At 53.3% G+C, this 11479-nt stretch carries 9 protein-coding genes; 7 read left to right on the top strand and 2 right to left on the bottom strand.

All coding sequences use genetic code 11. The features are described 5' to 3' along the window. Positions 1-27: 27 nt before the first annotated feature. Together HMPREF0673_RS06685 and HMPREF0673_RS06680 are read right to left on the bottom strand one after the other, a co-directional pair. Positions 28-1020 carry a GNAT family N-acetyltransferase gene (locus HMPREF0673_RS06685; RefSeq protein ID WP_007899860.1) on the bottom strand — a complete coding sequence of 331 codons (993 nt, stop codon included), beginning with the start codon at positions 1018-1020 and terminating at the stop codon, positions 28-30. A gap of 168 nt (positions 1021-1188) precedes the next feature. After that, entirely contained in the window at positions 1189-2073 is an 885-nt protein-coding gene (locus tag HMPREF0673_RS06680) for a hypothetical protein (RefSeq protein WP_007899859.1), read from the bottom strand. 168 nt (positions 2074-2241) lie between these two features. Between HMPREF0673_RS06680 and rsmH the strand changes: the two genes are divergently transcribed. The 7 genes from rsmH (at position 2242) to HMPREF0673_RS06645 (ending at position 11434) form a co-directional block, all read left to right on the top strand. Continuing rightward, positions 2242-3180 (top strand): 16S rRNA (cytosine(1402)-N(4))-methyltransferase RsmH, encoded by a 939-nt coding sequence (gene rsmH, locus HMPREF0673_RS06675; protein WP_007899858.1) that lies wholly within the window; start codon positions 2242-2244, stop codon positions 3178-3180. Positions 3181-3184: 4 nt separating this feature from the next. Beyond that, a complete protein-coding gene (locus HMPREF0673_RS06670; protein ID WP_007899857.1) occupies positions 3185-3721 on the top strand; it encodes an FtsL-like putative cell division protein in 537 nt (178 codons plus the stop codon). A 2-nt stretch (positions 3722-3723) separates the two neighbouring features. After that, on the top strand, positions 3724-5883 hold the full coding sequence (locus tag HMPREF0673_RS06665; RefSeq protein WP_007899856.1) for a penicillin-binding protein: 2160 nt from the start codon (positions 3724-3726) through the stop codon (positions 5881-5883). A gap of 72 nt (positions 5884-5955) precedes the next feature. Further along, positions 5956-7401, top strand: coding sequence for a UDP-N-acetylmuramoyl-L-alanyl-D-glutamate--2,6-diaminopimelate ligase (locus HMPREF0673_RS06660; protein WP_007899853.1), 1446 nt, complete (start codon positions 5956-5958; stop codon positions 7399-7401). Positions 7402-7424: 23 nt separating this feature from the next. Next, entirely contained in the window at positions 7425-8693 is a 1269-nt protein-coding gene (locus tag HMPREF0673_RS06655) for a phospho-N-acetylmuramoyl-pentapeptide-transferase (protein WP_040596596.1), read from the top strand. Between the two features lie 5 nt (positions 8694-8698). Further along, on the top strand, positions 8699-10030 hold the full coding sequence (murD, locus tag HMPREF0673_RS06650; RefSeq protein WP_007899848.1) for a UDP-N-acetylmuramoyl-L-alanine--D-glutamate ligase: 1332 nt from the start codon (positions 8699-8701) through the stop codon (positions 10028-10030). 114 nt (positions 10031-10144) lie between these two features. Continuing rightward, positions 10145-11434, top strand: a complete 1290-nt coding sequence (locus tag HMPREF0673_RS06645; protein ID WP_007899844.1) for an FtsW/RodA/SpoVE family cell cycle protein — start codon at positions 10145-10147, stop codon at positions 11432-11434. Positions 11435-11479 lie beyond the last annotated feature (45 nt).

Below are 11479 nucleotides of genomic sequence, written 5' to 3'. Positions count from 1 at the left end.
GTGGGTATGGCAGGATGCCATACCCTCCTATGGGCGTTCTTTGTAGATGACGTTGTTGGCACCGCTCGTTATTTTGAGAGCTTCGGGGTGCTCCTTTATGAACGAGTCGATGTGGCGCACGCGCTTGTTTTCGAGTATCTCGTCGACGGCGATGAGTATGCCCGTTTCCTCTACGTCGCCGAAGCCGTAGTTGATGGCGGTGCCGAAGAGCTTCATGGTGGGCGAGAGCGACATGTAGGCGTTGACGAGTGGCGGGATGTTGTAGCCCAGCGCACGTATCTCGCGGTTGAGGATGAGGTAGTCCTTCTTGAAGTCGTCCTCGCAGAACAAGGCTGCGAGCTCCTCCTTAGGGGTCTCTATCTTCAGCGGGTGGAGCGGCAGGATGAGGTTGTCCTTGTCGTCGAAGTGCTTCTTGAGGAAGTAGAGGATCATGTCGCGGCCACGGCGTATGTACGACGGGTACATGGTCATCTTGCCGAAGAAGTACTTCACGTTGGGCTTGATGACGGTGAGCGCGCCGAGTCCGTCCCACAGGTTGTCGAGTGCGAAGAGGCTCTTCGCTCCGCGGCGTGTGCTCTGGTACTCGAGTGTCACGAACGAGCGACCCAACTCGATGGTGTAGGGCATGTAGTCGTTGATGAACTTCTCGGAGAAGTGGAACATGTGGCTTGTGGCGAGCTTCGGCTGGCGGTTCTCGTCGAGTTCCCAGTCGGTGCCGAGCATGTAGCGGTAGCCGCCGATGATCTCCTCTGCCTCGGGGTTCCACACGATGAGCTGCTTGTAGCAGTTCGTGCAGGTGTCGAACTCGTCGATGTCCATCGGCTTGCCGGTGCCGCCGCCTGCCTCGCGGAATGCTATCTCGCGCAGACGGCCTATCTCGCGCATCACGTTCGGCGCGTTGTGTGCCGTGATGATGTATATCTCGTTGTTGCTCTTGTTAGTCATGCGGAGCTGACGCTCGGGAGTGAGTTCGCTTCTGAGCAGCTCTTTGCTGACGGGTTCTATGATTGGTTCTTCCATTGTTTGTTGTTTTCTTGCTTTCTCTGTTTTGTTGGGGTGCGCCTTCTTCTGGCAGCGTTTAAGCCGAACTAAGCCTTCTTGGGCCTTCCTAAGCCTTGGGTAACTAAGCCTCTTTAAGCCTTTCTAAGCCTTAGCTAACTAAGCCGAACTAAGCCTTCTTAGGCCTTTCTAAGCCTTGGGTAATCGGGCTAACTGAGCCCTCCCCGACGGGGAGGGTTGGGAGGGGCTCAGCTTGTACGCCTCTTCTTGCACCCACTGTGCCCACTCTTGCGGCGTGCGGCTCTTGTCGAACGTCTGCCATGGGATGGGCTTGCCGATGTATATGTCGAAGTGTTTGCCTACGTTGCGGTACATCTCGTCGACGAGGAATATCATGGCGAGGTTGAACGGCAGCCAGCGGTCGCTGAACTTGGCGATGCGGTAGAAGCGTTCGGAGTTGCGTCCGCTGAAGTAGATGGGCACCACGTCGCGGTGGCACTCCACGCTCTTCGTGATGAACGTCTTCTTCCACGGCAGGTCGTGGATTGAGCCGTCCTTCTGCTTACGGCTGTTCAGTCCGGCGGGGAACATGAGCATGTGGTTGTCGCTCTTGAAGCCAGCCTCCACCATGCGCGGGAAGTCGCGCCCCTGGCGCCCCGTCTTGTTGATGCCGATGCACACCGGTGCTAAACCCGGGAGGTTCATCAGCAGATCGTTGACGAGATAGCGGAAGCGTCCGTCGTAGTGGCGTCCGATGATGGAGCCGAGTGCCACGCCGTCCTGACCGCCGAGCGGGTGGTTGGACACGAAGGTGTATAGTTTGCCGTCGTCTTTCGGCGGAAGGTTCTCCTTGCCGATGATGCGTATGTCCATCTTCAGATAGCGCACTGTAGACTCTAACCACTCCACGCCGCTCTCGTCGCGGTGCTCCCAGATGAAAGCGTTCACCTGGTCTTGGTGTATAATCTTCTTGAGCCATTTCACAAGCAGGCGAGGCACGTAGCGAGCCTTGCTGCCCAGCTTGCTGTGCAGTATCTTTTCGATGTCGATCGTCTTTTCTGTTATCTCATTCATAAACCCGAAAACGCTGGTTGTGCTTCTTAATTTAGTGCAAAAATACTATATCTTTTTTATATACAAACATTTTAGCACAAGAAATGTAATATTTAATCAAATTTGATATGTTTTTGTAAACTTGTATGCGATTTTTTGTGTACCTTTACACCCAAATACGCATATATAATGTATAAGGACAAAACAGACAATACTACGATAGCAGCAACATACCATGTTCCAGTGCTTTTAGGCGAGAGCGTTGACGGGCTCAACATCAAGCCGGGCGGCATATACGTGGATGTCACCTTCGGTGGCGGTGGCCACTCGCGCGAGATACTGTCGCGCCTCACCGACGGCGCACATCTGTACAGCTTCGACCAAGATGCTGATGCGGAGCGCAACATTCCCGATGCGGGCGACAGCTTCACGTTCGTGCGCAGCAACTTCCGCTATCTGAAGAACTGGATGCGCTATTATGGTGTGGAGCATATCGACGGCTTGCTCGCCGACCTCGGCGTATCGTCGCACCACTTCGACGACGCAGAGCGCGGTTTCTCGTTCCGCTTCGACGCACCGCTCGACATGCGTATGAACAAGCGCGCCGGACGCACCGCTGCCGAGATAGTGAACACGTACGACGAGGAACGCCTCGCCGACATCTTCTACGTCTACGGCGAGATGAAGAACTCGCGACGCATAGCGTCGGCTCTTGTGAAGGCACGTCAGACGGCGGAGATAAAGACCACGAAGGACTTTCTGGCAGCCGTAGAGCCGTTCTTCAAGCGCGAACGCGAGAAGAAAGACATGGCACGACTCTTTCAGGCGTTGCGCATAGAGGTGAATCACGAGATGGACGCGCTGCGCGAGATGCTGCTCGCTGCCTCTGAGCTGCTTGCACCAGGCGGTCGACTATCGGTTATCACCTACCACTCGCTTGAGGATCGCATGGTGAAGAACGTGATGAAGTCGGGCAACGTGGAAGGAAAGGTGCAGCAGGACTTCTTCGGTAGGATAGAGACACCATTCCGATTGGTCAACAACAAGGTGATACTGCCATCCGACCAAGAGCAGGCTGACAACCCGCGCAGTCGCAGTGCTAAACTAAGAATAGCTGAAAAGAAATAAGAAAATGAAAGAAGACAACCCCATAATAGATATCGCGGACGCAGCCACGACGAACGTGGAAACGCCCGCTGCTGACAAGGCAAAGCCCGTGGACGAGAAAGCTGGCGAGACACCGACAGCCGACGGAAGCCCATCGGAGCCGGCATCAGACGGTGCGCCATCGCTGCGCACCATCATACGTCAGCAGGCGATAGAGGACGAGCTGCCACTCTCGAAGAACCTCACACTGAAGAAGGTGCTCGGCGGCGACATCCTCAACACGCAGTTCCTGCGCCGACAGATATGGGTGATAGTGATAGCCTCGCTGTTCGTCATCGTCTATATCTCTAACCGATACAAGTGTCAGCAGAACCTGATAAAGATAGACAAGCTGACGAACGAACTGGAAGATGCAAAGTATCGCGCATTATCCAGCTCGAGCGACCTGACACAGCAGACCCGCGAGAGCAAGGTGCTCGAACGTCTGCATAACGACAAAGACTCAACGTTGCACATTGCTACGCAGCCCCCATACATCATAACAATCCCTAATAACGAGTAAGCATGAGCAAATTTGACAGTAAGAAAGTGATGCCACGCTACAGTTTCCTCGCCATTCTGATGACGTTGGTGGCAATCACTGTCGTAGGCAAGACACTATACATAATGACCGCCAAGCGCGCCTTCTGGGAAGAGGTGGCTGACCGCGTGAAGGTGGACAGCTTGAAGACACTGCCTATTCGTGGCAACATACTCAGTTGCGACGGACAACTCATGGCATCGTCGCTGCCACAGTATAACATCTTCATGGACTTCGTAGCACTGCGCGAGGCGAAGAAAGACACGCTCTTCGAGCAGAAACTCGACTCGATATGCATGGGGCTGAACGCCATCTTCCCCGACCGCTCGGCAGAGGAGTTCAAGAAGCACCTCATGGAAGGCTTTGAAAAGAACAAACGCCACTGGCCCGTATGGAACCGACGTATCAACTACAGCACCTTCTCGGAGGTGAAGAGCCTGCCCGTGTTCAACCTCAGCAAGAACCAAAGCGGATTTCACTGGGATGAGCACAACGCACGCAAGCTGGCTTACGGCTCGCTCGCCGGACGCACCATCGGAAAGATGTACGGTGCGAAGGACACCGCACAGTGCGGTCTGGAACTCTCATACGACTCGCTGCTGCGTGGCGAGGAGGGCATACGCCATCGCCGAAAAGTGCTCAACAAATACCTCAACATCGTAGACACACCACCGGTGAATGGTGCCGACATCATGACCACCATCGACGTGTCGATGCAAGACCTTGCCGAACGCGCACTGCTCAAGGAGCTGCGCCTCATCAATGCCAACGTGGGTGTGGCTATCGTTATGGAGGTGAAGACGGGCGATGTAAAGGCAATCGTCAATATGACGAAGTGTGCCGACGACGACTATCACGAGATAAAGAACCACGCCATCAGCGACTTGCTCGAGCCTGGTTCGGTGTTCAAGACAGCCAGCATCATGGTGGCGCTCGACGACGGAGTGGTAGACACAACCTATCGTGTGGAGACAGCCGGCGGCGTGTGGCCGATGTACGGCAGAGAGATGAAAGACCACAACTGGCGACGCGGTGGCTATGGTATGCTCACGCTGCCACAGACGCTGATGGTCAGCTCGAACATCGGTGTGAGTCGCATCATCGACGACCACTACCACAACACGCCAGAGAAGTTCGTGCAAGGCATCTATCGCCTCGGACTCGCCGACGACCTGCACATACCGCTGCAAGGAGCATCGCCGGCACGCATACGTATGCCGAAGAAAGACGCGCGCGGCAAGCAGTACGTCAACTGGAGCAAGACAACGCTGCCCTGGATGAGCATCGGCTACGAAACGCAGGTGCCACCAATCTCAACACTCACCTTCTACAACGCCATCGCCAACGGCGGAAAGATGATGGCACCGCGCTTTGTGAAGGCGGTGATGAAGGACGGCGTGGTGATAAAGGAATTTGAACCCGTGGTGCTGCGCGAGCGCATCGCCAAGGAGACAACGATAAAGAAGATAACCACCATTCTCGAACACGTGGTGAGCCAGGGACTCGGCAAGAAAGCCGGCTCGCAGTCGTTCCTCGTAGCAGGCAAGACGGGTACGGCGCAGATATCGAAGGGCGCAGCCGGATACAAGAGCGGACAGATGAACTATCTGCTCTCGTTTGCAGGCTTCTTCCCTGCCTACGAGCCACGTTATAGCTGCATCGTCTGCATACAGAAGTCGGGTCTGCCGGCTTCGGGTGGCGGCATGAGCGGCGTGGTGTTCCACGACATCGCCGAGGGCATCATGGCACAGAGTCTGAAACTGGAGGCTGCCGATGCACGCGACTCGCTGTCGATACTCATTCCGCAGGTGAAAAACGGCAACATGCTTGCTGCAAGCTACGTGCTCGACCATCTCGGCATAAAGCAGCAATCCAACTGGGACGGCTCATATCTCAACGGCAACCCCATCTGGGGACACGCCTTTGAGAGCAGCGGAAAGACAATCGCGCTGCATCGTGTGCCAGAAGTGGACAAGAACACCATGCCCGACGTGCACGGCATGGGAGCCAAGGATGCCGTGTATCTCATAGAAAGCCGCGGCGTGAAGGTGAAGCTAAATGGCAGAGGAAAGGTCATGGAGCAAAGCATCGGTGCTGGAGAACGTATAAAGAAGGGCATGGTTTGCTCGCTAAGGCTCGGTTGATGAGTTGAGGTGTTGATGAGTTGAGGTGTTTATCCAATTCCTCTATTATATAAAAAAGTAAAAACCAGATATATGAAACTTAAAGAATTGCTTAAGAACATCACCGTTCTTGCTATAAAAGGCAGCGATGATGTAGAAGTGACAGGCGTCAATATTGATTCTCGCCGCATCAAGGAAGGACATTTGTTCGTGGCAATGAAAGGCACCCAGGTAGACGGACACAAGTTCATACCTAAGGCTGTGGAGCTCGGCGCGAAGGCTGTGCTCTGCGAAGTGATACCAGAACAAACCGAAGAAAACGTGACGTATGTGCAGGTGGCTGACACCGAGGACGTGGTGGGCATTGTTGCCACCACATTCCACGGCAATCCGTCGACAAAGCTGAAGCTTGTCGGTGTGACCGGAACGAACGGCAAAACCACTATCGCCACCTTATTATATAATATGTTCTCGAAGATGGGGCACAAATGCGGACTGCTCTCTACGGTGTGCAACTACATCGTTGACGAGGCTGTACCGGCAGACCACACCACTCCCGACCCGATAGCACTGAACGAGCTGCTTCACCGCATGGTGGACGCAGGCTGCGAGTACGCCTTCATGGAGTGCTCGTCGCACGCCATAGCGCAGAAGCGCATCGGTGGACTGACCTTCGCTGGTGGACTCTTCACCAATCTCACACGCGACCACCTCGACTATCACAAGACATTTGAGAACTATCGCAACGCGAAGAAGGCTTTCTTCGACATGCTGCCTAAGACAGCATTCGCCATAACCAACGCCGACGATAAGAACGGAATGGTGATGGTGCAGAACACGAAGGCTACGGTGAAGACATACTCCACACGTAGCGTTGCCGACTTCAAGGCGCGCATCATCGAGTGTCACTTCGAAGGAATGTACCTCGAAGTGAACGGCAGAGAGGTGGGCGTGCAGTTCATCGGCAAGTTCAACGTCAGCAACCTGCTGGCTGTGTATGGTGCAGCAGTGATGCTCGGCAAGAAGCCTGAGGACGTGCTCGTGGCGATGAGTACGCTGCACAGTGTGAGCGGACGCCTCGAACCGATACACTCGCCGGAGGGTTACACCGCCATTGTCGATTATGCTCACACGCCTGACGCATTGGAGAATGTGCTCAACGCCATTCACGAGGTGCTCGACGGCAAGGGAGAGGTGATAACCGTATGCGGAGCCGGTGGTAATCGCGACAAGGGCAAGCGTCCGCTTATGGCACAGGAGGCTGTGAAGCAGAGCGACCGCGTCATCATCACAAGCGACAACCCACGCTTCGAGGAACCACAGGACATCATCAACGATATGCTTGCCGGACTCAATGCGCAGCAGATGAAGAAGGTGATAGCCATCACCGACCGTCGTGAAGCAATACGCACAGCCTGCATGATGGCGAAGAAGGGCGACGTGATACTCATAGCTGGAAAAGGACATGAGAATTACCAGGAGATAAAGGGTGTGAAGCATCACTTCGACGACCATGAAGTGGTGCGCGAATGCTTTTAAAGCTTAAAATTCAAAACTTAAAAATGTTATACTATCTTTTCCGTTTCCTCGAAGAATACGGCATTAGTGGCTCGCACATGTGGGGCTACATATCATTCCGCTCGCTGTTGGCACTGATCATCTCACTCGTTGTCTCAGCATGGTTTGGCGAGAAGTTTATCAAGTATCTGAAGCGTAAGCAGATTACGGAGACTGCACGCGATGCAAGCATCGATCCGTTTGGCGTAAAGAAGATTGGTGTGCCGTCGATGGGTGGTGTGATAATCATCGTCTCTATCCTCGTGCCGGTGCTGTTGCTCGGTCGTCTGCGCAACATCTACCTCATCCTGATGATTGTCACCACGTTGTGGCTCGGCTTCTTGGGTGGCATGGACGACTTCATAAAGATATTCCGCCACGACAAGGAAGGACTGAAAGGTCGTTACAAGATTGTGGGACAGGTGGGCATCGGACTCATTGTGGGTCTTGTGCTGTGGGCATCGCCCGATGTGAAGATGAACGAGAACCTCGTCTACGAACGCCAAGGACAAGAACTCGTGGTGAAGCATCAGAGCGAAGCGCATAAGTCACTGAAAACCACCATCCCGTTCGTTAAGAGCCATAACCTCGACTACTCGCGCATAACGAGCATCTTCGGCAAGTATCGTGTGGCAGCCGGCTGGATACTGTTTGTCATTATGACCATCTTAGTGGTGACAGCAGTGAGCAACGGAGCCAATCTGAACGACGGCATGGACGGCATGTGCGCAGGCAACTCCGCCATAATAGGTGTGGCACTGGGCATACTCGCTTATGTCAGCTCGCACATTGAATATGCGGGTTATCTGAATATAATGTACATACCCGATTCGCAGGAACTCGTAGTATTCCTCAGTGCCTTTGTCGGAGCATTGATAGGCTTCCTTTGGTACAACGCCTATCCGGCACAGGTGTTCATGGGCGACACCGGCTCGCTCACCATCGGTGGCATCATCGCCGTAACGGCAATCATCATACACAAGGAGCTGATGCTCCCGATACTCTGTGGCATCTTCTTTGTGGAGAGCCTAAGCGTCATACTGCAGGTCTACTACTTCAAACTCGGTAAACGTCATGGCGTTAAGCAGCGCATCTTTAAGCGCACGCCAATCCACGACAACTTCCGCACACAGGCTTCGCAGCTCGACCCCGACTGTAAGTATCTCATAACCCGACCACGAACTGCGTTTCATGAGTCGAAGATAACGGTGCGCTTCTGGATTACAACCATAATCCTTGCAGCGATGACCATCATAACGTTAAAGATTAGATAGACACAATGAAAAGAATAGTTATTCTTGGAGCCGGCGAAAGTGGAGCCGGTGCCGCAGTATTGGCAAAGAAAGAAGGCTTCGACGTGTTCGTTAGCGACATGTCAGCCATCAAAGACAAATATAAGAAACTACTCGACGACCACGCCATCGAGTGGGAGGAGCGTCAGCACACAGAGGAGAAGATACTCTCTGCCGACGAAATCATCAAGAGCCCCGGTATCCCGAAGGAAGCCCCAATGGTGAAGGCGGCTATGGAGAAGGGCATACACATCATCAGCGAGATAGAGTTTGCAGGTCGCTACACCCACTCGAAGATGATATGTATCACTGGTTCTAATGGCAAGACAACAACCACGTCGCTCATCTATCACATCTTCAAGACTGCAGGCTACGACGTAGGACTCGCCGGCAACATCGGACGCTCGCTCGCTTTGCAGGTGGCAGAGGATCCGCACGAATACTACATCATCGAGCTTAGCTCATTCCAACTCGACAATATGTACGACTTCCACGCCAATATCGCCATTCTGCTGAACATCACGCCCGACCATCTCGACCGCTACGATTACTGTATGCAGAACTACGTGGACGCGAAGATGCGCATCATACAGAACCAGACCGACAAGGACTCGTTCATCTACTGGAACGATGACCCCGTCATCAAGCGCGAACTGGAGAAATACGACATCAAAGCCATTCAGTATCCGTTCTCCGAATTGAAGGAGAAGGGTTCCATCGGCTACATGGAGGACGGCGAGTACACCATCGAACGACCTACACCGTTCAACATGGAGCAGGAGGAGTTGTCGCTCACCGGCAAACACAACATATACAACTCGCTGGCAGCAGGCATCGCTGGCAACATCACGGGCATAAAGAAGGACGTGATACGTCAGAGCCTGAGCGACTTCCCTGGCGTAGAACACCGCTTAGAGAAGGTGTGCAAGGTGGGCGGAGTGCAGTATGTCAACGATTCGAAAGCTACGAATGTAGACGCTTGCTGGTATGCGCTTGAGAGTATGAAGACACCTACTATCCTCATCATCGGTGGTAAGGACAAAGGCAACGACTATAACGAGATACTCGACCTTGTGAAGCAGAAGTGTAAGGCACTCGTATTCCTCGGTGCCGACAACACAAAGCTGCACAACTTCTTCGACAACCAGGGCGTGGAGATACGTGATACTCACTCGATGAAGGACTGTGTGGCTGCCTGCTACGAGCTTGCAGAACCCGGCGACACCGTGCTGCTCAGTCCGTGCTGCGCCAGCTTCGACCTCTTCAAGAATATGGAGGACAGAGGTGAGCAGTTTAAGACACTGGTGAGAGGATTGTAATAGGGGGGTGAGGTGTTGAGATGGTGTTGTGTTGACATTAGCAATACAAATCTCAACATCTCACCACATCACCATCTCAACCCCTCACCATCTCACCATAAAAAATGACAAGCAATGATAAACAAGACATTAGACAACATATTCAAAGGCGACAAGGGAATATGGATGGTGTTCTTCTTCCTATGCGTTATCAGTGTCATTGAGGTATATTCCGCCTCTGCGCAGCTAACGTATAAGGGAGGTAGCTATACAGCTCCTGTCATAAAGCATATCTTCCTGCTCGCAGTCGGAATATTCTTCATGGTAGTGACGCTCAACGTGAAGTGTAAGTACTTCAAGATGGCGACGCCATTCATGCTCGTTATCTCTCTGGTGACGCTGTTGTGGGTGTTTTTAGCCGGTGCCTCCACAAATGGAGCACAACGCTGGATAAGCATCGTAGGCATACAGTTTCAGCCCTCGGAGATAGCCAAGGGCACCATGGTGCTCGCTACGGCGCAGATATTGAGTGCGTTGCAGACTGAGGATGGAGCCGACAAGATGGCATTCAAGTACATACTCACCGTGTGCTTCTTCATTGTGCCACTTATCATGGTTGAGAACCTATCAACGGCATTGTTGCTCTGCATCGTCATATTCATGATGATGCTGCTTGGACGTGTGCCCATGCGTCAGCTTGGCAAGCTGCTCGGCTTTGCAGTGCTCAGCGTAGCACTCGTCGTTGGAGCCGTGATGACCTTTGGTAAAGACGAGGCGCAGAAGCCCGAGAGTCAGACCCTCACCGAGCAAGTAGCGAAGCCGAATGATGTCAATGACACTAATGTCGAAGAAAAAGCCGAAGACAAGAACGTTGTGGAGAAGGTGTTCCACCGCTTCGATACGTGGAAGTCGCGCATCAATAAGTTCCTCGCACACAAGGATGTAGCACCGAAGGATATCGATCTCGACAAGGATGCTCAGGTAGCGCACGCCAACATTGCCATCGCCTCTTCGAACATCACAGGCAAGGGTCCAGGCAACTCCGAGGAGCGCGACTTCGTGTCGCAGGCGTTCAGCGACTTTATCTATGCCATCATCATCGAGGAGATGGGTATCGTAGGTGCTGCTGGTGTAGCCATGCTCTACATCATTCTGTTGTTCCGCACGGGACGTATTGCCAGCAAGTGTGAGAACAACTTCCCTGCACTCTTCGCCATGGGACTCGCCCTGCTGCTCGTTACGCAGGCATTGTTCAACATGTGCGTTGCGGTGGGCATCGTGCCCGTGACGGGTCAGCCGTTGCCGCTCATCAGTAAGGGTGGAACGTCGACCATCATCAACTGCGTGTACATCGGTGCTATACTCAGTATCAGTCGCTCGGCACAACGCAAACAGGAAATTATAGCTGACACAACAGAAGCGTAAATAAACACAACTAAAAATGTCTTTTTTTAAATAAGGTTGACACCC

Source organism: Leyella stercorea DSM 18206 (assembly GCF_000235885.1).
GTDB classification, from domain to species: domain Bacteria; phylum Bacteroidota; class Bacteroidia; order Bacteroidales; family Bacteroidaceae; genus Prevotella; species Prevotella stercorea.
Note: the sequence above shows the minus strand (reverse complement) of the source record. Positions and strands in the feature narration are given on the sequence as shown.

Bases quoted from the DNA above. Each gene is read 5' to 3' on its own strand.
- HMPREF0673_RS06665 (WP_007899856.1), top strand. From the start codon at position 3,724: ATGAGCAAATTTGACAGTAAGAAAGTGATGCCACGCTACAGTTTCCTC.
- rsmH (WP_007899858.1), top strand. From the start codon at position 2,242: ATGTATAAGGACAAAACAGACAATACTACGATAGCAGCAACATACCAT.
- HMPREF0673_RS06685 (WP_007899860.1), bottom strand. From the start codon at position 1,020: ATGGAAGAACCAATCATAGAACCCGTCAGCAAAGAGCTGCTCAGAAGC.
- HMPREF0673_RS06655 (WP_040596596.1), top strand. From the start codon at position 7,425: ATGTTATACTATCTTTTCCGTTTCCTCGAAGAATACGGCATTAGTGGC.
- HMPREF0673_RS06670 (WP_007899857.1), top strand. From the start codon at position 3,185: ATGAAAGAAGACAACCCCATAATAGATATCGCGGACGCAGCCACGACG.
- HMPREF0673_RS06680 (WP_007899859.1), bottom strand. From the start codon at position 2,073: ATGAATGAGATAACAGAAAAGACGATCGACATCGAAAAGATACTGCAC.
- HMPREF0673_RS06660 (WP_007899853.1), top strand. From the start codon at position 5,956: ATGAAACTTAAAGAATTGCTTAAGAACATCACCGTTCTTGCTATAAAA.
- murD (WP_007899848.1), top strand. From the start codon at position 8,699: ATGAAAAGAATAGTTATTCTTGGAGCCGGCGAAAGTGGAGCCGGTGCC.
- HMPREF0673_RS06645 (WP_007899844.1), top strand. From the start codon at position 10,145: ATGATAAACAAGACATTAGACAACATATTCAAAGGCGACAAGGGAATA.